Source organism: Saliniramus fredricksonii, from assembly GCF_900094735.1.
GTDB classification, from domain to species: domain Bacteria; phylum Pseudomonadota; class Alphaproteobacteria; order Rhizobiales; family Beijerinckiaceae; genus Saliniramus; species Saliniramus fredricksonii.
The window spans coordinates 250,514-272,618 of the sequence record NZ_FMBM01000002.1; the positions used below are offsets into that span (position 1 = coordinate 250,514).

Genomic DNA, 22,105 nt, shown 5'->3' on the forward strand with positions numbered 1-22,105 from the left:
GTATTGTGAGGTTCGATCGATATGATTCTTCTGTCCCGGCGTTCCCTGCTCGCGATCGCGGCGGTGGTGGATGTGGCCCTGCATGCCCGGCCGACGCCGGTTGCGGCCAAGCTTCTGGCGCAGCGCCACAATCTTCCCCCGCGTCATCTCGAAACCGTGCTGCAGGCGTTGGTGCGACAGGGCATTCTCAAGGGCGTGCGCGGTCCGCGCGGCGGCTACGAACTCGCCCGCGAACGCCGCAAGATCACCGCCGGCGACGTGGTGCGTGCAGCGATGACCGCGACCGGCGAGGACGGATTGCCACCGCTTCCCGAATCCAAGCTCGTTGATGATGTGGTCGGTCCTGCGGTGAAGGAGGCAGGCGAGAGCTTCCTCGGCGCGCTCGATGCCTATACGATCGAGGATCTCTGCCAGCAGGCCGAGCAGAAAGCCGTATTCGGTGGCCCTCCCCCGGCACTCGATTTCGCGATCTGAACCATTCTCCCCGAGATTCCGGAGGCGTCATGAGCGACGAGACAAGGGCACGCGGTTTCGGTCGGGGCCGCATCTACGATTCGATCACGCAGACCATCGCGGATACGCCTCTGGTGCGGCTCGCGCGCATGCCGGCTGCACACGGAGTCGATGCCGAGATCCTTCTGAAGCTCGAATTCTTCAACCCGATCGCGAGCGTCAAGGACCGTATCGGCGTTGCCATGATCGATTCCCTCGAGGCGCAGGGGCTGGTGCGCCCCGGCGGGGTGCTGATCGAGCCGACATCGGGCAATACCGGCATCGCGCTCGCCTTCGTGGCGGCGGCGCGCGGCTATCGCCTGATCCTCGTCATGCCCGAGACGATGTCGATGGAGCGGCGCAAGATGCTCAGCTTTCTGGGTGCTGAACTTGAGCTCACGCCTGGCCCGCTGGGCATGCGCGGCGCCTTGAACCGGGCCCGCGAACTGTGCGATACGATCCCTGGCGCGGTAATCCCGCAGCAATTCGCCAATCCGGCCAATCCGCAGATCCATCGCGAAACCACGGCAGAGGAAATCTGGGCTGATACGGGCGGCAATGTCGATATCATCGTCTCGGCGATCGGTACCGGCGGCACCATTACCGGCGTCGCAAGCGTGCTGAAGGCGCGCAATCCCGATCTCCAGGTGATCGCGGTCGAGCCCGAGGATTCGCCGGTGCTCTCGGGCGGCCAGCCCGGTCCACACAAGATTCAGGGGATCGGCGCCGGCTTCGTGCCCGAGATTCTCGACCGCGACCTGATCGACGAAGTCATCACCGTGGGCAACCAGACCGCCTTCGATTTTTCCCGGGCGCTCGCACGCAATGAAGGCATTCCCGGCGGGATATCCACGGGCGCCAATCTCGCGGCGGCCCTGGAAGTGGGGGCGCGTCCGGAGAATCGCGGCAAGCGCATCGTCACCTTCGCCTGCTCCTTCGCCGAGCGCTATATTTCGAGTGCCCTGTTCGAGGGGCTGTGAGGTTTTTCTGCGGGGCCGATTACCCCTCGTTGACGAGCTGTTGGATCGTGACCGGCTCCTTTTCGATCATGCGGATCAGGTGCCGGTTGCCGCGGTCGGGGACCTTGCCGATCTCCCAGCCCTGAATGGTCTTCGTTTCGAGATTATAGGTCCGCGCGAATTCTTCCTGCGACATGCCGAGGCGTGCGCGCAGAGCCTTCAGCCGTGCAGAGAAGTGTGCCTTCAGATCCCGGTCGGCGGCGCTGCGGAAGGCGACGCTGATCCCGGCGGACCGGAGTTCATCGGAAAGCGCCGTTGCATCGTCCACCTGCGAAAGCGTGATGATCGCAGCACCGTCGCACAAGGCCCGCTCGATCGCACGCTTGGCCTTGAGCTTCGTGGTGCCGCGCGCGACCATGGCCAGGGTCGCGGCGATCACGTCGGGCGCGACGTGATCGGGTTTCAGGACGATCTCTTCCCGGGAACCTGAATTCACGCGGGGTATGGCCCGGACGCGCCCCTGTCGTGCGAGACGCTCCGCGAATGACGATTTCGACATAACCCGTATCCCCCAGAAGCCTTTTCGCCATCATGCGCATGCTGCCCCGCGTCAGGACGCCCGCATCCGGCGGGGAGATCGAGATATGCGCACACTCCACCAAGAGCCCGCCATCCACGTCTTCGACCTCACCCATGATCATGATCGTCGCGCCCGGAACGGTGATCCTGATGGTCGCAACCTCACGCTCCGACCCATCATCAAGCAGGACATAATCGATTTGGTCTACCTTCAAATGCATACTCCAACAGCGTATAAATTTCAGGTGAGTGGATATTTCTGGTTTTTCGGAAATCGTGTTTTAATTACCCGGCAACCAGAGCGGTTGTGGCTCATCCGCCCCTCCGCCCCTCTGCCCTGTGGCAGGCCGGATCGCGGGGTGGTAAGGATAAACCCTGCGATCCAACCGCGAATCATGATGTGATCCCGACAGCTTCATCCGATCCCGAACACAAAACGATGCCGGCCGCCGACCCGGCGGATCTGCTCGTCTGGTATGACCGCCATCGCCGCCGGCTGCCCTGGCGCGCCATGCCGGGGGAGCGAGCCGATCCCTATCGCGTCTGGCTGTCGGAAATCATGCTGCAACAGACCACCGTGCAGGCGGTCAAACCGTATTTCGAGCGCTTTCTCACCCGGTTTCCGGATGTGGAGAGCCTCGCGGTGGCGCCGCAGGATGCGGTGATGCAGGCCTGGGCCGGGCTCGGTTATTATTCGCGGGCGCGCAACCTGCATGCCTGCGCGCAGGTCGTCGCGCGCGATCATGGCGGGCGCTTTCCCGCCGACGAGACGGCCCTGCGCGCGCTTCCGGGAATCGGGGCCTATACGGCGGCGGCGATCGCGGCGATCGCCTTCGGCATTCCCGCCGCCGCCGTCGACGGCAATGTCGAGCGGGTGGTCAGCCGGCTGATCGCGCTGGAGGAGCCGTTACCGGCGGCGAAGCCGCATATCCGCGAAGTGACGCAGGCGATGGTGCCGCAGGCGCGATCCGGTGATTTCGCCCAGGCGATGATGGATCTCGGCGCCACGATCTGCACGCCCAGGCGCCCTGCCTGCGCGCTCTGTCCCTGGATGGTGGCCTGTGTCGCGCGCCGGGAGGGCTTGCAGGAGAGTTTTCCGCGCAAGGCAAAGAAGGCCCCACGCCAGATCCGCTACGGCGCAGCTTTCGTGGCCGAGCGCGCCGATGGCGCCATCCTGCTGCGCACGCGCCCGTCGAGTGGACTGCTCGGCGGGATGGCGGAGGTGCCGGGCAGCGACTGGCGCGCGGATTATCCGCTGAGCCAGGCCATCCTCGACGCGCCCTGTGAGGCACGCTGGCGGCGGATGCCGGGGATCGTACGCCATGTCTTCACTCATTTTCCGCTGGAACTGACCGTATTCCACGCCCGGCTCGACAGGCAGGCCGGGGCGCCCGAGGGCATGCGTTTCACCGGTGCCGACGAACTCGCCGACGAGGCGCTGCCCAGCGTCATGCGCAAGGTCCTCGCGCATGCCCTGCCGCAATTCGGCGCGCCGGCAGACAAGGGGGGCGGAAAGAGAGAACCGGCGTCACGGAAACGGTCCGGAAAAAAAGACGCCGTGGAGAAGTAACGGCTTCCCCTTGGCCATGCGACAATCAGCCCTATCTGTTTGCTGGCTCATGATACCGACACAATGCCGAGCCAGATCGAATTCATGCCGTCATCGCTTTTTGCCTCCTCTTCGCGCCCCGGTGCCCTGTTCCGGCTGATGCTGATCTGGCTCGGCCTGAGCCTGTTCATCGGCCTGCCGCCATTTGCCGATGCGCTGTTCGGGCGATTTCACTGGGGCTTTGCGCTCGAAGTCGGCTTCGCCTTCGCGGTGATCGCGCTGGTGCAGGCGCGGCGCGAAAGCGTGCCGGGCTGGCTGATCCACGTCTTTGCCGCAATCGGGACATTCCTGCTCGCCCTGCGCCTTGCCGATCTCACCGCGCAATCGGTGGTCAATCGCTCTTTGAACATGTTCCTCGACGTCTCGTTGCTGCCCGCCCTGTGGGACGTGGCGCAGACGCTGATCGGATGGCCCTTCGCCGTCGGCGCCGTGGCGGGGATCGTCGTTCTGCTCGTCGCCTTCTACGTGCTGTGCGTCCTGGCTCTGCGCCGCGCATCCGGCTGCCTTGCCACGTCTCAGGCGCGGCGTGGCTTTGCGATGATCTGCGTGGCGGGGATCGCGGTCTTCGCCGCCCAGCGCACGGTCTTCGCGGAAGTACCCGGCTGGCGTCCCTTCGGTGCCTCGGCGAGTCTCGTTTTCCGTCAGCAGAGTGAGCGGCTGGCCGATACGATCGTGCGGCGCGCGCTGTTTCGCGCGGATCTCGCAACGGATGCGGCGGATGAGATCGCGCCCGAGCGCCTGCTCGCGCGGCTCGGTGATCGCGATGTCATCATCGTCTATATCGAGAGCTACGGCGTCACCGCCCTGGACGAGCCGCAATATGCCGATGTCATCCTGCCACGGCTCGAATCCATGCAGGAAGCAGCCGAGGATGCCGGCTTCGCAATGAAGAGCGGGCGCATGGTCGGGGTCAGTGCCGGTGGTCAGTCCTGGCTCAATCATGCCTCCTTCACTGCGGGGCGCTTCATCGACGATCAGACGCTTTATGCCCTGTTTCTCGCCGAGCGTCCGCGCACGCTGATCCATGATTTCGAAATGACCGGACGGCGCACGGTGCAGATCAAACCGGCCATCACGCTGCCCTGGCCGGAAGGCGAGCGGCTGGGTTATCAGGCGACCTGGGAAGCGGCGGAAATGGGTTATCACGGCCCGAATTTCTACTGGGGGATCGTGCCCGACCAATTCGCCCTCGATTTCTTCGCCCGCACCGAGCTCGAAATCGCCGATCGCCCGCCGGTTTTTGCCAGCGTTGCACTGATCTCGAGCCATGCGCCGTGGCTGCCGGTGCCGGAAGTCGTCAGCTGGGATGAACTGGGTGACGGCGCGGTGTATGAGCGCTGGACGCGCGACGCGCCCGAGGCACGGGAGGTGTGGCGCGATCAGGATTCGATTCGCACGCAATATGCCTTGTCGGTGGGGCATTCCATCGATGCCGTGGCGCGATTCCTGCGTGACCGCATCGATCGCGACGCGCTCGTCGTCGTGCTCGGCGATCACCAGCCCGCGCCGCTGATCACCGGGCCGGATGCGTCGCGCGCCGTGCCGGTGCATGTCTTCTCCGGAGACGAGAGCGTGCTCGCGCCCTTTGCCGATCTCGGCTTCGTTTCCGGAATCCTGCCCGAGGCGGAGGCGGCGGGCGGTGATGCGGCGCTTCCCCGCATGGAGGATTTCCGGCCCTTCCTGCTGGAGGCGTTCAGCCGCGAGCCGGAGCCTTCGAGTTGAGCGCCCGGGGTTAACCATATCGCGCAAAGCTTTGATCAAACGCGCAATTTCGCCGTGTGCGTACGTCGCGTTAAGGATTCGTCAGGGATAGTGCGTTTGATGAACCGTGCCAGTTCAACGGATGCCGCCGATGCCCGAACGCCTGATCCCGCCCCCCCGTTTCCTGCCGCTTTTCGCCGTCATCGCTCTGATTGCGAGCCTTGCGGCGTGTTCGGTCTTCCCCGATCGCTATCCGCTGAAGGGCGACAATGATCCCCATAACGGCGTCGCGCGGGTGCATCGCATGCCGATCCACGGCATCGACGTGTCGCACTGGCAGGGGGATATCGACTGGCATCAGGCGCGCCGCGCCGGAACGCGCTTCGCCTTCATCAAGGCGACCGAAGGGGGTTTGCATCTCGATCGCAAGTTCCACGAAAACTGGGAAGGCGCACGCCGAGCCGGCATTCCGCGCGGGGCGTATCACTTCGTCTTCTGGTGTCGCGATGCGGCCGAGCAGGCGGCCTGGTTCATCGAGAACGTGCCGCGCGCGCGCGATGCGCTGCCGCCGGTGCTCGACGTCGAATGGAACAACCATTCGCGCAAATGCTCCCGCCATGTCCCCCGGGACGAAGCCTTGCGCAAGATCCGCACCATGCTGTCCATGATGGAGGCCCATTACGGGCAGATGCCGATCATCTATACCGATATCAATTTCCATCGCGACGTTCTCGAGGGCGCGCATTTCGACAACCCCTTCTGGCTTCGCTCCGTCGCCGCCGAACCGCATGAACGCTATCGCAACCGCCGCTTTACCTTCTGGCAGTGGACGCAGACCGGAACCGTGCCGGGTATTCGCGGCGAGGTTGATCGCAACGTCTTCTACGGCAGTGAGGGGGAATGGTCGCAGTTCCTCTCCACGCAATGCGACCCGCGCGATCTCGACCGGTTGTATCAGCGCGGGGTCTGCCGCGTGAAGTGACGCGCGGTATGAATGGACCTCCGCCCCCTTCGTTCGGAGGGGGCGCGCTCCCGGAGCGCCCGCTATCAGTATGGCGTCATAATCCGGGAGAACCCATCCATGCGCAAAACCCTCTTTTTGATTTTTGCCTTGTTCTTCGGCGCAGCCGCGACGCTCGTCGCGCTGACCGGGTCAGTCCAGGCCCGCGGCCCGATCGAAGGCGCGAGCGCCCATCCGCTGGTTCCGCTGCCGCCCGGCGGCTATATAACCCGCGATGAATTCACCGATTTCGCCGAACTCACCTTCCCATCCGCGCCGCGCGAGGGGCGGGAGCAGACGGAATTTCTCGAAGTCGAGGGCGCGCATACGCGCAAGGAATATACGATCGAGGGGACGGATGTCGCGACTTTGCGGCTGTATCGCAGCTATCTCGACTATTTCGAGAATGAGGGCTTCGACATCGTCTTCAACGGCTTCGGTGACGAGCTCGGCAGTCGCAGCGGCTTTACCTTCATTCACACCACCTTCCTCGCTGCGACGCCTTCGACCCGGGCCGATACCGTCGCCTATATCCTGGCCCGGGATGCGAGCGCGGACACCGTCATCGCGCTGACTTTCTATGATCGCCAGAATGACCGGCGCATCATGGTCAATGCCGTCGATATCGCGCCGATGGATACGATCGACCTGTTCGCCTCTCCCGATACGTCGGACTCCGAAGCCGAACCGGCGCCGGCTCCCGTCGTGCAGCAGGCCGATGAACTGGAGGAGGGGCTCCTCGCCGATGGCCGTGTCGTGGTCGATGCCATCCTCTTCGCCTTCGACAGTGACGAGATCCTGCCCGAATCCGCCGAGGCACTCGCTGTGGTCGGCGGTCTGATGCGCGACCGCCCGGAGCTGAAACTGCTCGTGGTCGGCCATACGGATGGTGTCGGCAGCTTCGATTACAATCTGCGCCTGTCGCTCGATCGTGCCACTGCCGTGGTGAACTGGCTGCGCCGCGAACACGGGATCGCCCGCGAGCGCCTGCGCCCCGCCGGTGCAGGGCCGATGTCGCCGATCACGACGAACCGCACGGAGCAGGGCCGCACCCTCAATCGGCGCGTGGAACTCGTCGAGATGATCGACTGATCCGGACGGCGGTTCACGCGGATACGCGTTGCGCGGGCGCGCAGGCGAGGTTGCGGGATTTGTGCCCGGTCAACCCTCGACCGCGCCCGCGCAAGGGCGTATCCAAGGGAGCATAACCGATCGGATTTTCTCCCGTGTCCTCGCCGCAAGCCATCATCGACAATCGCCGCGGCATCATTGCGATGCTGTGCGCGAGCCTGTTCTTCATCACCAACGACACGGTGATCAAGCTCGCCTCGGATGTGTTCTCGACGAGCCAGATGATGGCGGTACGCGGGGTTTTCTCGACGAGTTTCGCACTGATCATCGTGGTCGCTCTGGGCCAGGCCCGCCATCTGCGCAAGCTCGCCTCACCTCTGGTCGCCCTGCGCGCCACGCTCGAGGCCACGGTCGCCTTCCTCTTCATTACCGCGCTCGCCTTGTTGCCGCTGGCCAATGTCACGGCCATCCTGCAATCCACGCCGATCATCATGACCCTGATGCTGGTGGCGCTCGGGCTGGAGCGCGTCGGCTGGCGGCGCTGGGGGGCGATCCTCGTCGGTTTCGCGGGCGTGCTGCTGATCGTGCAGCCGAGCCCCGAGGGGTTCAACATCTCGGTGCTGTTTGCGCTCTCCGCCGCCGTGCTGGTCTCGATTCGTGATCTGGTCACGCGGCGTATCGCCAATGACATTCCTTCTCCGGTGATCGCCGCCTCCACCACCATGGCTGTCGGCCTTGCCGGTTTCGTCATCGGTTTCGTGCGCGGGGAGGAATGGGCGCCTTTCCTCGTACCGGAGGTGACCTATCTCGTGGTGGCGGCGGCGCTCGTGACGATGGCCAATCTGGCGATCGTGATGGCATTCCGCAATGTCGAGGTCTCGGTGGTATCGCCGTTCCGCTATGCCGTCGTCATCTTCGCCTTGATCCTCGGCTATCTGGTCTTTGGTGATCTGCCGAATCTCGTCGCCATGGCGGGCATGGCGCTCGTGGTCGGGGCCGGGGTCTACACGATACACCGCGAGCATGTGCGACGCCGGCAGATCTCTGCGCTGAGTGTTGCGCGCCCGGAAACCACAGGCGGGGAGACAGGGCGATGAAAGGGTCGAGTGACGCTGCGGAACCGGATGCCGGCGTGGCCACGCAGCCTGAACAGCCATCGCCGTTGCCCGGCGAGGCAATCATGTCCGGCTCCGCGCCGGTGCGGGTGCCTTCGCTCGCCATCCTTGTCGCGATCTCCACGCTGCAGCCCTTCGCGCTGAACGTGCTGGCTCCCGCCACGCCCGTCCTGGCGCGGGTGATGGAAACCGATTACGCGACGATTCAGCTCACACTCACCGTCTATCTCGCCACGGTCGCGGTGACGCAACTCTTCGTCGGTCCGATCTCCGACCGGATCGGGCGCCGGCCCTGCATCATCGGCGGGATCGCGCTGTTTCTGATCGGTTCGGTGATGGGCGCCTTCGCCCAGAGTATCGAGAGCCTGCTGCTGGCGCGGGTCGTCCAGGCCGCCGGTGGCGGGACCTGTTTCGCGCTGGCGCGCGCCGTCGTGCGCGATACCGCCGGCAAGGACCGGGCGGCGAGCATTATCGGCTATCTCTCGATGGCGATGGTGATCTCACCGATGATCGCCCCCTTCGTTGGCGGTGTGCTGGAGGAAGCCTTCGGCTGGCGTGCCATCTTCATCGCGATGGTGCTGCTCTCCGCCGGTGTGCTCGTCGCGGCCTGGTACGCCTTGTATGAAACCGCGCCGCGTGGCGCGTCGTCCTCGTTCGTCACCATCCTGCGCGGCTTTCCGATCCTGTTGAGCAATCCGGCCTTCCTCTTCTACACGCTGACCCTGGCCTTCGTATCCGCGACGTTCTTCGGCTTCATCGCCGGGGCGCCCTTCGTCGTGGTGGAAACGATGCAGCGCTCGCCGCAGGTCTACGGGCTGTATTTCATTATCAATGCGGCCGGCTACATGTTCGGGAATTTCCTCACCGGACGCTACGGCCAGCGCTTCGGCTCGATGAAGCTCGTCGTCATCGGCACCTGGATGTCCTCGGGTGCGATGCTGATCGCCCTGTATTTCGCGCTGATCGGCCCCTGGACACCGCTGACCTTCTTCCTGCCGCTGACGATCAACGGCGTCGGCAACGGCCTGACCATTCCCGGCGCCACTGCGGCGGCGCTCTCGGTGCGCCCGGATCTCGCCGGAACGGCGGCGGGGCTCTCCGGCGCGGCGCAATTGGGGACCGGCGCGCTCGCGGCGGTGATCGGCGGCTATATCGTCGAGCTCTATGCGCCGGGTCTGGTGATCTTCATGCTGGTCTGCATGCTCGCCGGTCTCACGGCGTCGCGGTTCGCGCGCCATCATGAGATGCGCAGCGGCGGGGAATGACCAGGCCGAGCGCGCCAATCCAGGCGCGACCGAATCAGGCAGGGGAGGGGTCGTTCGTGTCCGATGGCGTGTTGGAATTGGCCGGTATGCCGAGCTCGCTCGCCGTGAGGCGCGACACGGCGGGGCGTCCGTCATGCCTGGGAAGGCGCCGGCGCACGGGACGTCGCAGATATTCGCGATACATCATCTCGCCCAGACCCTGGTCATGCACCCGGCGCAAACCCGCAACCCCTTCCTTGCCCCGTGAGGGCTTTCCATCCGTGCCGCCATGCCGTCCGAGCGCGGAGGTCGTATCTGACCCGGCGGGATCTGCATCGGAGCGACTCTGATCGGATCCGCAACCGACGCGATTGTCCTGAATTGTTTCGTCCATAGCTGAACTTACCTCGAGTCGCAATCCTTGGCCATGCACTTTTGCTGCAGCGCAATACAGACTTGCATGACGTTCATGTCTGACGGGTACCATGCCCTTTGCCGATGCGCCGCGATGCGGTTTGACCATCCGCACGCGCAGCCGTTACATAAAGGTTGCGCACGACAGTATGAAAGCAAGGCAAAAACGGGGAAAACGCCATGGCGAAGGTCGCATTTCTGGGTCTCGGGGTGATGGGTTATCCGATGGCAGGCCATCTCGCCGCCAAGGGCCACGATGTCACGGTCTATAACCGTACGGTCGCGAAGGCGGAAGAATGGGTCTCCGCGCATGGCGGGCGCGCTGCGGCCACCCCGCGCGAGGCGGCGGCGGGCCAGGAAATCGTCTTTGCCTGTGTCGGCAATGACGATGATCTGCGTGACGTCACGATCGGCCCCGCCGGCGCCTTCCATGCCATGGAAAAGGGCGCGACCTTCGTCGATCACACCACGGCCTCGGCGGAAGTCGCGCGCGAACTCGCCGCAGCGGCGGACATTGCCGGCTTCGGCTTCATCGACGCGCCGGTCTCCGGCGGCCAGGCAGGCGCGGAGAACGGCGTGCTCACCGTGATGTGCGGCGGGGAGGAAAAAGTCTATGCGGCGGTTGAGCCCGCGATCATGAGCTTCGCCCGTTCCTGCCGCCTTCTCGGCGCGTCGGGCTCGGGCCAACTCGCCAAGATGGTCAACCAGGTCTGTATTGCGGGGCTGGTCCAGGGTCTGTCCGAGGCGATCGCCTTCGGTCAGAAAGCCGGGCTCGACATGGAGGCGGTGCTCGATGTGATCTCCAAGGGTGCCGCCGGCTCCTGGCAGATGGAGAATCGCGGCAAGACCATGGTGGAGGACAAATTCGATTTCGGCTTCGCCGTGGACTGGATGCGCAAGGATCTCGACATCGTCCTCGCCGAGGCGCGCCGCAACGGCGCCTCCATGCCCGTCACCGCGCTGGTCGACCAGTTCTACGCCGAAGTCCAGAAGATGGGCGGCGGGCGCTGGGATACGTCGAGCCTGATCGCCCGCCTGAAGCGCGATTGACGCCGATCCGCGAAAGCCCCCTCCGCGACATGCAAGAGAGACCATGACCCACCCGCTCATCGAAACCGATACCAGTCTCGAAGCCGTTCCCGTCCACGCCATCGGCCCGGAAGGGCTTGATGACCTTTTGGCGGAGTTACCCGGCCCCGCCGCGCATTTCGCCAAAGCGCAGGGTTTCAAGGCGAAGAAGGGGGAGACCGTGCTCTTGCCGGATGCGCAAGGCGGGCTCGCCCAGGTGCTGTTCGGGCTCGGTGACAAGATGCAGCGCGATCCCCTGCTGGCGGGTTTGCTGCCGGGGCGCCTGCCTGCAGGTCTCTATCGCCTGAACGGGGCCGGGCGGCTGGACGTGCTGGCCTGGCTGATGGGGGCTTATCGCTTCACGCGCTATCGCAGCGGGAAATCGGGGAACGACGGAACGGAAAACGGCGCGGACGACGGGGCCCGTGCGCGGTTGCTTGCGCCCGAGGGCGTCGATGTCGCTGGCGTGGCGCAGATCGCCCGGGCGCTCGCTCTGGGGCGCGATCTGATCAACACGCCGGCCAATGATTGCGGCCCCGCCGAGATCGCGCAGGCGGTCGAGCGGCTGGCCCAGCGTCACAATGCGTCGTGTCAGATCATCGAGGGTGACGCATTGGTCGCGGAGAATCTGCCGATGATCCATGCGGTGGGCCGCGCTTCGCCGCGTGCGCCGCGCCTGATCGATCTGCGCTGGGGGCGTGCCGATGCGCCGCGCGTGACGCTGGTCGGCAAGGGCGTGGCCTTCGATACGGGCGGGCTGAATATCAAGCCCGACAATGCCATGAGCCTGATGAAGAAGGATATGGGCGGTGCGGCGGCGGCGATCGCGGCGGCGGCGATGGTGATGGCGTCCGGCCTCGATCTGCGCCTGCGGCTGCTGGTGCCGGCGGTGGAGAACGCGATTTCCGGCAATGCCTTCCGTCCGGGCGACGTGTTGCCGAGCCGCAAGGGACTCAGTGTCGAGATCGGCAATACCGATGCCGAAGGGCGGCTCATCCTCGCCGATGCGCTCGCGCTCGCGGACGAGGAGGCGCCTGAACTGCTGATCGATTTCGCCACCCTTACCGGCTCGGCCCGCGTCGCGCTCGGCCCCGACCTTCCCCCCTTCATGACGGATGACGAGGCGCTCGCCGCCGATCTGGCGCGGATCGGCATGGCGGAGGCCGATCCGGTATGGCGCCTGCCGCTCTGGCAACCCTATGACGATCTCTTGCGTTCCTCCGTCGCCGATCTGAACCATATTTCCGGCAATTCCTTTGCCGGAGCGATCATTGCCGGGCTGTTCCTGCGCCGTTTCGTCGAAAAGGCGGAAAGCTATCTGCATTTCGACATCTATGGCTGGGTGCCCAATGCGAAGCCGGGGCGCCCCAAGGGCGGCGAAGCGCAGGCTGCGCGGCTCGTCCATGCGCTGCTCACGGAGCGCTATCCGGCGCGCGCGGGCGGGAGCGGAGCATGAGCGACGCGCGCGATTTCGACCCCCGGCTGACCCCGGCCCGGCCCGATCTCGCCGCCACTCATCTGCGCGGACGGATTGCCGCCGCGCATTATGCCGATGGCACGCTGATGCGCGTCGTCGCGACCCATACGGCTCTGCGCCGTGAGCCGCGCAGCGATGCCTCCCTCGATACCGAACTCCTCGCCGGCGAGGCTTTCATCACCTACGAGACGGACGAGAACGGTTTCGCCTGGGGGCAGAGCGTCGGCGATGGTTATGTCGGCCATGTCGCGCGCGACGACCTCGATCCCCAGGCGCCCGAGCCGACGCATCGTCTCACGGCCCTGCGCAGCCCGCTCTATCCCGGCCCCTCGCTGAAACTGCCGACGCAAAGCTTTCTCTCGCTGAATGCGCGGCTTCATGTCTCGGCGATCGAGGGCGCCTATGCGCGCATCGCTTGCGGCAGCCATGGTGGCGGTTACGTTCATACCGCGCATATCGCGCCGCTCGCTGCGCTGGAGGACGACCCGGTCGCGGTCGCCGAGCGGTTTCTTCACACGCCCTATCTGTGGGGCGGGCGGACCTCGCTCGGGCTCGATTGCTCCGGCCTCGTCCAGCTTTCCCTCGCCGCCGCCGGGATCTACGCGCCGCGCGATGCCGACATGCAGGAAGCCGGGCTCGGGCAGGCGCTCGCCATCGACGACGAGCTCGCGCATCTGACGCGCGGTGATCTCGTCTTCTGGAAGGGCCATGTCGGCATCATGTGTGACGGTGCGACACTGCTGCATGCCAATGGCCACCACATGGCGGTGGCGCGTGAGCCGTTGGCGCAGGCACGGGAGCGGATTGCGAAAAACAGTTTCGGACCGATCACGGGCATCCGCCGCGTCGAGCGGCGCGCCTGACCCCTTGGCGCATCATGTCGTCAGGTGGATACCGGCTGACGGGGACAATGATGCGTCGAACAATGACCTGGAGCGCCCGGCCTGACTTTCGTCAGGTCGGAACGCGCTAATCACCGACCGGCTCGAAGGCAAGCAGGATGGTCACGGCGATGACGATCGCCGCCATGCCCGCAAGCTCCTGACGCGTCACGTTTTGCGAGAAGATCCGGCGCGAGACGAATTGCGCCATGATCACCTCGACGAGGGCCAGCGTGCGCACATTCGCAGCACTCGTCAGTGCGAAACCGATGAACCAGCATTGCGAGGCGAGGGCGCCCATGAATCCCGCCTTCGCGGAACTGCGCCAGACCTTCAGGCTCGCGATCAGCGCCGTGCGGTCGGCCAGCGCCAGATAAAGCCCCAGCACCAGGCTCTGCATGGTCAGCCCCACGACCAGCGTCGTCGTGGCGCGCATCAGGAACGATCCCTCCGCGAGGCTGAGCACGGCGCCGCGAAAGCCGATCGCCGAGAGCCCGAACAGGGCGACGGCGGCCAGCCCGAGCAGGATCGGCTGTAATCCGCCCTCGGTCAGCATGCCCGGGCGCCAGGACATGGCGAGGACGCCGCCGGTGCCGATCAGCACCGCGAGGGCGAGGGCGAAGGTGAGCGGATCACCCAGAAAGACGAGGCCGAACACCGCGACCTGCATGGGCTCGGTCTTTACATAGGCAGTGATCACGGAGAAGGAGCGCGCGCGCATCGCGGCCAGCATCAGGGCAGTCGCCCCGATCTGCGTCAGCGCTCCCATCAGGGCGAAGCCCCAGAAACCGGGACCGGGGGAGGGGATGCGCTCGCCGGTGGCGAATCCGACGAGGACGAGGAAGACGATCGCGAAGGGGAGGCCGAAGAGGAAGCGCACCTGTGTCGCGCCCATGGTGCCGATCGTCTGAGTGAGACTGCGCTGCATGGCGTTGCGCGCCGTCTGCGCTGCCGCAGCCGCCAGCGTCGCCGGTATCCAGAGCCAGACGAGATCCATGAAAGCGCTTCCCCGATGAGACGGGTCCGTCATAGCGGGCTGATCGCGCCATTTGAAGCGATCCGGCGCAGGCTGCGCGCCCATTCCGGCTGCGTCTTATCGCGATCAGCCGGTCGCGCTTGCGGCATTTCGCCATCGCCTGGCGATCGGCGCGGTATCAGGCATGGGGAGGCAGATTTCGCCACGCTTTCGCCACGCGGCGGGTTTTTGCGATCATGGCGGCTGAGGCATCGTGCACGGTGCCTTCATTGCAAGGCGCCTTCATGCAAGGCGGCGGGCCTCTATGCAAGCATGGCTGATACGGCGTACAGTTCAATGGTTGCGCATGATGAGGGCTGTGGATTCGCGCTTGATGGCGGCTTCTCCCCCATGCGTATGGTGGGCATTGGGGATCAGGACAAGATGGCGAGAATTGTGGTTCTCCTGATCGCGGTGATTGTCACCGTGTTCCCGGTCGAGCGGGCTGATGCCGACGAGCGGCCCGAATGGGTCGCGGGCACACCGGCACTGGTGGCCGATCTCGATAGCGGGCGGGTGCTGTATTCCCAGAATCCGACGCTGCCCTGGTATCCGGCCTCGCTCACCAAGCTGATGACGGCTTATGTGGCCATGGACGAGGCGCGCAACGGGCGCGTGCGCATGGATGACATGTTCACCGTCTCGGCCCGCGCCGCAGGCGAGCCGCCCTCGAAGATGGGTTTCTCGCCTGGCACGCAGATCCGCCTCGACAATGCGCTGCTGATCATCATGGTGCGCTCGGCCAATGACGTCGCCACCACCATTGCCGAGGGGATTGCCGGATCGGTCGATGATTTCGTCGCGATCATGAATTTTCACGCGGCGCGGCTGGGCATGCACGACACCTATTTCACCAATGCCCACGGCCTGCCCGATGCCCGCAAGCGCACGACAGCGCGCGACATGGCGATCCTCGCCCGCGCGCTCTACCGCGAATTCCCCGAGCAACGCGACCTGTTCGGACTCGATTCGATCCGTTACGGCAGTTCCACCATGCGCAACCATAACGGCCTGATCGGGCGTTATGCGGGAACGACGGGGATGAAGACCGGCTATATCTGCTCTTCCGGCTTCAACGTGGTGGTCACCGCAGAGCGGCGCGGGCGCCGGCTGGTGGCGATCGTGATGGGTGCACCTTCGTCGGCGGAGCGCACGATCAGGTCGGCTGCGCTGCTCGAACACGGTTTCTCGCGGCTGGGCTGGGGCGGGACCACACTGGAAGCCCTGCCGCGTCAAGGCGGGATCGCCCCGCCCGATCTGCGCCCGGTGACCTGCGGGCGCAACCCGCCTTCCTCGATCACCCTGCCGCAGGCGGGTACGGAGCGCTTCGCCTTTGCCGGCGGTTCAGGTTCCTCGCCGCTTCTGCCGCAGGTCGACCTGCCAGACCGACCTCCCGCCAATCCCGTACGGGTCTGGACCGGAGCAACGCCGCCGGGCGCGCAAGAGCCTGTTCCCGCGCCTGCCGCAGCCGCGCGCGCCGCCGCGTCCGTGCCCCTGCCGCCGCCGCGTCCTTTCTGATCGCGCCGGTCCCCTCACGCGTGATGTCATTCCACCACGATCTTGTAACTCCGGCCCGGCGTGATCGCGGCATCGGCGTCGAGTCCGTTGAGAACCCGGAATACCGAGACGCTCTGTCGGGCCCCGGTCATCCGGCGGGCCATGGAGGCGACATCGTCGCGTGATCCGGCGCGATGGATGCGGATGCGCGGCGGCTGGAAAGCGGCGATATCGCGGGCGCTCATGGCCCTTATGCTCGACAGGGTTTCCTCGAACAGCCGATCGGCTGCGCCGTCCTGCGGGCGATGGGCGAAGATCAGCCGGTAGATTCCCCCATCATGGCGCAGGGCTGCGATGCGAAAATGCCAGTCCTGCCCCTGCGAGCGCGCCGTCGCGGTCTCGAGACCATTGACTGTGAGGCGGCGCACATCCTCCGCCGTGAGATCGTCGGTCCAGGTCGAGGCGAGTACGGATTCGAGATCCTGCCCCGGCTCGGCCTCCACGAGATCGAAGAGAATGCGTCGCGATTCATCAGCGGAGCTGCCGAGCACGGCGCGCGAGGAATTGTCGAGGGCAAAACCCTCCGGCGCGCTGAAGCCGATGCGCAGCCGTCCGTGCACATAGTGACGCCCGCCGCGCACCAGCCCGTCAGCGGCACCGTCCCCGAAGGTCGTGCCGTCGATCGCGGCGAGGTAAACGTCGCGCCCGCGCGCATCGCCCGCACCGGCCCGCTCGGCGAGCTGGCGCGCGAGCACCCGTGCGGCATCGATACGTTGGCCGGTGGCGGGATGCGTGGCGAACATGTCATAGGCGCTCTGCTGCATTTGCGCCCCGGTTCGTACCTGCGACAACCCCTCCCAGCGCTCCAGCGAACCGAGGAATCGCGTCGCGCCGTAAGGGTCATAGCCCGCGCGGGCGAGGGTGGCGATGCCCTCGGCATCCGCCTCGAATTCCTGTTCGCGCGAGAAACGGGCGATATCCACACGTGAGGCGGCGCGGACATTTTCCACCGCACGCTGATCACGCAGCACATCCGCGACGACGCGGGCGACAAGATCGGACCGCATCTGCAATTCGGACCGCGTCGAGGCATGCCGCAGCGTCACATGGGCGATTTCATGCGCCATCACCGCCGCGATCTCGGCGCTGTCATTGGCCAGCGCGATCAGTCCGCGCGTGACGTAGAGGCGTCCGTCGGGCAGGGCGAAGGCGTTGACGGCGGGCGAATCGAGGATCGTCACCCGGATGCGCAGATCGGGCTGAGGGGTGGCCGGGATCAGATCGTCGACGATGCCGTTGAGCAGGCGGCGCAGGCGCGGTGAATCGTATTCGCCGCCGAACGTCGCCACGAGTTGCGCATGCTCGCGCGCCTGCGCCGTATCAAGCGCCGCGACGAGGGGGGCTTGCGTATTGGCCGAGAAGACGCTGCCCGTCCCTGCGCCGACGCAACCCGCGAGCATGAATGCCGCAGCGGAAATCGCGGCAAGTCGCGACAGGCTTCGCTTGATCGGTTTCACGGAATTCCACATGGCCGGCTGCTAAGCATCACGGGGATGGCCCCGTCTCCAGATCCTCGATGAATGCGGCAATTGCAAGTTCGATTGCCGGCCCTCGCCAGTCCAGCATTACACCGCGCACGCGAATTCGTCGACCACTCAGATAGTCGGCATCGATGCCCCTTTCCAGCAAGTCCCGCCAGATCTCCTCGGGAATGATCACGGTGAATCCGCCCCGCCAGCGACGGGAGAAATCGAGATAGGTGGCCCGAGCGCGTTCCCCGACGCTGACGACGCGCCCTTCGACGATGACATTCTCCCCCGCGCGGGCTGCGAGCGCGTCGGGATCATGCGCTGACAGGGGCCGGTTGGCGGGCTCGGCCCAGATTCCGCGCCGCGCCGCACGGGCACGCGCTTCACGCACCAGCAGCGCGGGATCGCACAAATCCGACCCCGGGCCCGGATCGACCCGCGCGAGACCGGCATCGATCAGCACATGCGCGAGCGGGCGTCCGTCATCGAGGAGGGCCTGCACGGGAAGGCGGCCCCAGCGATCGGGCTGCGCATCGGCGAGGCGGCGAAAGGCGGGGCGCTCGCGCGCGATCAGGGTCTCGGCGGCGGCGATATCCGAGACGCGCAGATCAATCAGACGCATTGCCGTGTCGTCGGCAGTGAGCGGATTGCCGTGGCGATCGAGGCCAGTGAGATACGCGCCGGGTTCGGCGGAGGCGAGGCGGCAGCGCTCCTGCGCCATGGCGGGCGCGGTTGCGGTCAGGATGAGCGCGAAGGCCGCGGCTGCGCAAAGCTCAAGACGCCACATTCTGCCAGCCCGCATCACGCAATGCGCCCCGGTAGGTCTTGCCGACGGGGATCTCAAGCCCGTTCTCAAGCTGCAGCAGCAGGCGCGTGCCATCGCGCTTGACGCCCGTCACCGCTTCGCGCGCAACCCACCATGAGCGATGCACGCGCAGCCCCTCCACATCGGAAAGCTCTTCCTCGGCATCGCTCATCCGCATCAGGATGATGTCGGAGCCCTTGTCGGTATGGATGCGCAGATAGTGATCCTCCATCTCCAGACAAAGCAGACGCCCCGTCAGGCCCGCAGGGAAGCGCCGGCGAAAGCGCGTATCCGGGGCAGGGGGCGGGATATTGGCATCGTTGCGCGGCATGGCGCGCGCGTCCTCGCGCAGGCCCGCTTCCTCGCGCAGGCGCGCCTCCTCCATGCGCCGTTCGGCTTCGAGCGCTTCGCCCTCGGCTGCGGCTTCGCTGGTGGCGCCGCCCAGATTGTTGAAGGCGAGGCTGAAGACGAGGATCACGACGAAGACCTGCCACAGGGTCTGACCGAGGCTGATCTGCACGCCCGGCATCATCAATTGGGTGACGACGATCACCACGGCGGTCGCCGGCAGGGCCACGATGAGCGCCGCGATTGCCGGTATGGTCAGATTGGGACGCGGCAGGCGCCCGGCAAGCGCGCGTTCCAGAAAACGGGTGACGAGGTCGCTCTGCAGCCAGATCAGCCCGATTACCGTGAACCAGTAGAGCGCGCGGGCCGGCGTCTCCAGCGCTTCATAGGTGCCGAAGGGCCCCAGCGCGGTCATCAGCGCAGCCGCGAAAGCCGCGCCCGCAAGTGAACGCAGCGCTTCCTTTTTGGCCGGATCGTCGAACCATTCACGCATCGTGAACGGAAACTAGCACGCTTTCACGCAGTTTTGGCTACCCTTGCCGAAAGCCGCTTTGCTTGGCTGCGCGGGCATCGGCATCACCGTCGCGGAACCCGACGCCGGGATCGGCGTCAAGACGATCAATGGATGAAGGAGAACGCGATCATGTCTGCCAATCCACCCGCCCGCGTCCGCGTTGCCCCCGTCAGCGGCACTGAACGCATCGCCACGCTCGATATCCTGCGCGGCTTTGCCCTGTTCGGGATTCTGGTGATGAACATCCAGGCCTTCGCCATGATCGCGGCAGCCTATATCAACCCGCCGGCCGTAGCGCCGACGGGCACCGCCGAATACGCGATCTGGCTGGTTTCGCATGTCTTCTTCGACAAGAAATTCATCACGCTCTTCACCATGCTGTTCGGCGCCGGCATCGTTTTGATGACGCAGCGTGCGCAAGCCGCCGGCAACGGCGCGCTCGCCCTGCATTACCGGCGCATGCTCTGGCTGCTCGTGATCGGGCTGATCCACGCCTATCTGATCTGGTATGGCGATATCCTCACCGCCTATGCGCTGATCGGCATGGTCGCGGTCTTCATGCGCCACTGGTCGCCACGCCGGCTGGTGATCGCCAGCCTCGTGCTGCTCGCCCTGCAGCAGGGCGTGTTTGCACTGATCGGCGCCGGGATCACCATGCTGCCGCCGGAGGAGATCGCGATCATCGCCGACGAGAGCTGGCTTGCGACCGGCAGTTATGCGCTCGCGGAGATCGAAGCCTATCGCGGCAGCTATGCCGAGCAGCTCGCCATGAGGGTCCAGCACTCCCTCGCGATGCAGTTCTTCGGCATTCCCACGGAGCAGTTTTTCTATCTGCTCGGCGTCATGGCACTCGGCATGGCCGCCTTCAAGAGCGGGCTTTTAACCGGTGAATGGTCGAACCGGGCCTATACCCGCCTCGCCGCGATCGGGCTGGCGCTCGGCTTGCCGCTCGTGGCGCTTGGCCTTGTCATGAACGAGAATGCCGGCTGGGAGATGACCTTCTCGCTCTATTTCGGGCGTATGCCGAACACGCTTGCCGCACCGCTTCTGGCGCTCGCCTATACGGCGCTGGTGATCCTCGCCGCGCGCCGTTTCGGCCCCGCCATGCAGGCGCTGTTCGCCCCGGTCGGGCGGATGGCGTTTTCGAATTATCTGGCCCAGAGCATCATCTGCACGCTGATCTTCTATGGCCACGGGCTCGGCCTGTTCATGGAGGTCGGGCGCGTCGGGCAGATCCTCATCGTGCTCGCGATCTGGATCGCGATGCCGCTCTGGTCGCGGGCCTGGCTCGCGCGGTTCCGCTTCGGCCCGGCGGAATGGCTGTGGCGCAGCCTCGTCTATCGCAAGGCGCAGCCGATGCTGCGGCGGGCGAGCGTCGCGGCGGCGGGCTGATTGGCTCCGCCCCGCCTGATCGATGCGCTCACACATGCTCCAGTCACACATGCGCGAGCGTGTCGATCAGGACCGGGATCAGCGGCTCGTCTGCGGGAGGCATGGGATAATCCCGCAGACGTGTGGCGCGCACCCATTTCAGATCGGCATGCTCATGCGCCTGCACCAGGCCCTGCCAGCGGCGACAGATATAGAGCGGCATCAGCAGGTGGAAATCGGGATAGGCGTGGCTGGCGAAGGTGAGCGGCGCGAGGCAGTCTTCCTGCGTCTCGATGCCGAGCTCCTCGTGCAATTCCCGGATCAGCGTCTCCTCGGGCCGCTCCCCCGCCTCGACCTTGCCGCCGGGAAACTCCCACAGACCCGCCATCTGCTTGCCTTGCGGGCGCTGCGCGATCAACACCCGCCCGTCCGTATCGACGAGCGCCACGGCGACGACGAGGAGAATCTTCATGAGGCGGCACTCCCGCGCGCAAGCTTGCGCGTCAGCGTATGCAGCGTGACGGCGGCGGCGTTGGAGACGTTGAGGCTCTTGATCACGCCGGGCATTTCGAGCCGCGCGACCACATCGCAGCAGGCGCGCGTGCGCTGGCGCAGGCCCTTGCCCTCGGCGCCGAGTACCAGTGCCAGCGGCATGCGGGGGGTGAGCGCGTCGAAATCCTCCGCACCCTCCGAATCGAGGCCGATGCGGTAGAAACCGTGCTCGCCCAGCCGCTCCAGCGCATCGCCGAGATTGCGCACGGTGATGAAGGGAACGTGTTCGAGCCCGCCCGAGGCCGATTTCGCCAGCACACCTGTCGCGGCGGGGGAGTGGCGGGCGGTGGTGACGATGGCGGTGACGCCAAACGCAGCTGCGCTGCGCAGGATCGCGCCGACATTATGCGGATCGGTGATCTGGTCGAGCACCAGCACCAGCGCGTCCGCGCCCAGCCCGTCGATACCGCCGGGATGATCGAGCGGATCGGCTTCGATATAGATGCCCTGATGCACCGCATCAGGGGTCAGAAGCCTGTCAATCTCGCGCGGGGCGACGAGTTCGGGGGTGACCGGAAGCGTTCCGAGCTCCGCCGTCAGTCGGTTCACCGCGTTTTCGGTGGCCAGAAGCTTGCGTATCTTGCGCTGCGGATTGCGCAGGGCCTCGCAGCCCGGATGCCAGCCGTATATCACCGCGACGCCGTCCTCCGGCGCGTTGCGTGGATCGCGGCGCGGGGCGGGACCACGCCCACCGGGGCGATAGCCGGGCTTCTTGCCATAGCCAGGCCTGCCAAAGGAAGGTTTGCCAAAGGAAGGCTTGCCGGAACCCGGTTTTCCGGGGCCTTTGCGCCAGGCCGCCTTCGGCTTCACGCCGTCGGCCCCGCCGCCACCCTGATCGTCATCACCCGCCACTTTGCGTACTCC

21 protein-coding genes are annotated in these 22,105 nt (G+C 65.8%); 13 read left to right on the forward strand and 8 right to left on the reverse strand.

Translation table 11 applies throughout. From position 1 onward, the window contains the following. The first annotated feature begins 21 nt into the window (after nucleotides 1-21). Nucleotides 22-474: an RrF2 family transcriptional regulator gene (locus GA0071312_RS07780; protein ID WP_074444503.1), complete on the forward strand. Its 453-nt coding sequence runs from the start codon at nucleotides 22-24 to the stop codon at nucleotides 472-474. Nucleotides 475-503: 29 nt separating this feature from the next. After that, on the forward strand, nucleotides 504-1,472 hold the full coding sequence (cysK, locus tag GA0071312_RS07785) for a cysteine synthase A (protein WP_074444504.1): 969 nt from the start codon (nucleotides 504-506) through the stop codon (nucleotides 1,470-1,472). Nucleotides 1,473-1,491: 19 nt separating this feature from the next. Here cysK and GA0071312_RS19145 read toward each other — a convergent pair whose 3' ends face one another. Continuing rightward, nucleotides 1,492-2,010, reverse strand: a complete 519-nt coding sequence (locus tag GA0071312_RS19145) for a helix-turn-helix domain-containing protein (RefSeq protein ID WP_083204422.1) — start codon at nucleotides 2,008-2,010, stop codon at nucleotides 1,492-1,494. Between the two features lie 459 nt (nucleotides 2,011-2,469). Here GA0071312_RS19145 and mutY point away from each other — a divergent pair, with 459 nt between their 5' ends. The 6 genes from mutY to GA0071312_RS07825 all read left to right on the forward strand — a co-directional run bounded on the left by mutY (nucleotide 2,470) and on the right by GA0071312_RS07825 (nucleotide 9,791). Beyond that, nucleotides 2,470-3,600 (forward strand): A/G-specific adenine glycosylase, encoded by a 1,131-nt coding sequence (gene mutY / locus GA0071312_RS07800; protein WP_083204423.1) that lies wholly within the window; start codon nucleotides 2,470-2,472, stop codon nucleotides 3,598-3,600. A gap of 63 nt (nucleotides 3,601-3,663) precedes the next feature. Continuing rightward, a complete protein-coding gene (locus tag GA0071312_RS07805; RefSeq protein ID WP_074444506.1) occupies nucleotides 3,664-5,361 on the forward strand; it encodes an alkaline phosphatase family protein in 1,698 nt (565 codons plus the stop codon). A gap of 130 nt (nucleotides 5,362-5,491) precedes the next feature. Beyond that, the gene (locus GA0071312_RS07810) at nucleotides 5,492-6,322 is read left to right on the forward strand and encodes a glycoside hydrolase family 25 protein (protein ID WP_238947152.1); all 831 of its coding nucleotides are present in this window, start codon (nucleotides 5,492-5,494) and stop codon (nucleotides 6,320-6,322) included. Between the two features lie 99 nt (nucleotides 6,323-6,421). Further along, nucleotides 6,422-7,432: an OmpA family protein gene (locus GA0071312_RS07815; protein ID WP_165603987.1), complete on the forward strand. Its 1,011-nt coding sequence runs from the start codon at nucleotides 6,422-6,424 to the stop codon at nucleotides 7,430-7,432. Between the two features lie 134 nt (nucleotides 7,433-7,566). Continuing rightward, a complete protein-coding gene (locus GA0071312_RS07820; protein WP_083204425.1) occupies nucleotides 7,567-8,508 on the forward strand; it encodes a DMT family transporter in 942 nt (313 codons plus the stop codon). Next, nucleotides 8,505-9,791, forward strand: coding sequence for a multidrug effflux MFS transporter (locus GA0071312_RS07825; protein ID WP_083204426.1), 1,287 nt, complete (start codon nucleotides 8,505-8,507; stop codon nucleotides 9,789-9,791). Before GA0071312_RS07820 ends, GA0071312_RS07825 begins: the two co-directional genes overlap by 4 nt. Nucleotides 9,792-9,825: 34 nt before the next feature. Here the strand turns inward: GA0071312_RS07825 and GA0071312_RS07830 are convergent, their stop codons facing one another. Then, a complete protein-coding gene (locus GA0071312_RS07830; protein WP_074444508.1) occupies nucleotides 9,826-10,164 on the reverse strand; it encodes a hypothetical protein in 339 nt (112 codons plus the stop codon). Between the two features lie 200 nt (nucleotides 10,165-10,364). Here GA0071312_RS07830 and GA0071312_RS07835 point away from each other — a divergent pair, with 200 nt between their 5' ends. The 3 genes from GA0071312_RS07835 to GA0071312_RS07845 are packed head-to-tail and all read left to right on the forward strand — an operon-like array spanning nucleotide 10,365 to nucleotide 13,592. Next, a complete protein-coding gene (locus GA0071312_RS07835) occupies nucleotides 10,365-11,234 on the forward strand; it encodes an NAD(P)-dependent oxidoreductase (RefSeq protein WP_074444509.1) in 870 nt (289 codons plus the stop codon). 43 nt (nucleotides 11,235-11,277) lie between these two features. Then, nucleotides 11,278-12,708, forward strand: a complete 1,431-nt coding sequence (locus tag GA0071312_RS07840; protein WP_074444510.1) for a leucyl aminopeptidase family protein — start codon at nucleotides 11,278-11,280, stop codon at nucleotides 12,706-12,708. Beyond that, nucleotides 12,705-13,592 carry a C40 family peptidase gene (locus GA0071312_RS07845; protein WP_074444511.1) on the forward strand — a complete coding sequence of 296 codons (888 nt, stop codon included), beginning with the start codon at nucleotides 12,705-12,707 and terminating at the stop codon, nucleotides 13,590-13,592. The genes GA0071312_RS07840 and GA0071312_RS07845 overlap by 4 nt, the downstream gene beginning before the upstream one ends. A 106-nt stretch (nucleotides 13,593-13,698) precedes the next feature. On the opposite strand, the gene GA0071312_RS07850 is transcribed toward GA0071312_RS07845, so the two are convergent. Further along, the gene (locus GA0071312_RS07850; RefSeq protein ID WP_074444512.1) at nucleotides 13,699-14,607 is read right to left on the reverse strand and encodes a DMT family transporter; all 909 of its coding nucleotides are present in this window, start codon (nucleotides 14,605-14,607) and stop codon (nucleotides 13,699-13,701) included. Nucleotides 14,608-15,009: 402 nt separating this feature from the next. Here GA0071312_RS07850 and GA0071312_RS07855 point away from each other — a divergent pair, with 402 nt between their 5' ends. Next, nucleotides 15,010-16,143: a D-alanyl-D-alanine carboxypeptidase family protein gene (locus GA0071312_RS07855; protein ID WP_165603988.1), complete on the forward strand. Its 1,134-nt coding sequence runs from the start codon at nucleotides 15,010-15,012 to the stop codon at nucleotides 16,141-16,143. 26 nt (nucleotides 16,144-16,169) lie between these two features. On the opposite strand, the gene GA0071312_RS07860 is transcribed toward GA0071312_RS07855, so the two are convergent. From GA0071312_RS07860 to GA0071312_RS07870, 3 genes are read right to left on the reverse strand one after another with little or no spacing between them, the layout of a single operon-like run. After that, complete coding sequence (locus GA0071312_RS07860; protein ID WP_074444514.1) at nucleotides 16,170-17,651, reverse strand: M48 family metalloprotease; 1,482 nt, start codon at nucleotides 17,649-17,651, stop codon at nucleotides 16,170-16,172. Nucleotides 17,652-17,667: 16 nt separating this feature from the next. After that, the gene (locus tag GA0071312_RS07865) at nucleotides 17,668-18,438 is read right to left on the reverse strand and encodes a hypothetical protein (RefSeq protein ID WP_074444515.1); all 771 of its coding nucleotides are present in this window, start codon (nucleotides 18,436-18,438) and stop codon (nucleotides 17,668-17,670) included. Then, nucleotides 18,425-19,297: a LytTR family DNA-binding domain-containing protein gene (locus GA0071312_RS07870; protein ID WP_074444516.1), complete on the reverse strand. Its 873-nt coding sequence runs from the start codon at nucleotides 19,295-19,297 to the stop codon at nucleotides 18,425-18,427. Before GA0071312_RS07870 ends, GA0071312_RS07865 begins: the two co-directional genes overlap by 14 nt. Before the next feature lie 150 nt (nucleotides 19,298-19,447). Here GA0071312_RS07870 and GA0071312_RS07875 point away from each other — a divergent pair, with 150 nt between their 5' ends. Then, a complete protein-coding gene (locus tag GA0071312_RS07875; RefSeq protein ID WP_074445997.1) occupies nucleotides 19,448-20,710 on the forward strand; it encodes a DUF418 domain-containing protein in 1,263 nt (420 codons plus the stop codon). A gap of 43 nt (nucleotides 20,711-20,753) precedes the next feature. On the opposite strand, the gene mutT is transcribed toward GA0071312_RS07875, so the two are convergent. Beyond that, on the reverse strand, nucleotides 20,754-21,161 hold the full coding sequence (gene mutT / locus GA0071312_RS07880; RefSeq protein ID WP_074444517.1) for an 8-oxo-dGTP diphosphatase MutT: 408 nt from the start codon (nucleotides 21,159-21,161) through the stop codon (nucleotides 20,754-20,756). Next, on the reverse strand, nucleotides 21,158-22,093 hold the full coding sequence (locus GA0071312_RS07885) for a TrmH family RNA methyltransferase (protein WP_238947153.1): 936 nt from the start codon (nucleotides 22,091-22,093) through the stop codon (nucleotides 21,158-21,160). Before GA0071312_RS07885 ends, mutT begins: the two co-directional genes overlap by 4 nt. Nucleotides 22,094-22,105 lie beyond the last annotated feature (12 nt).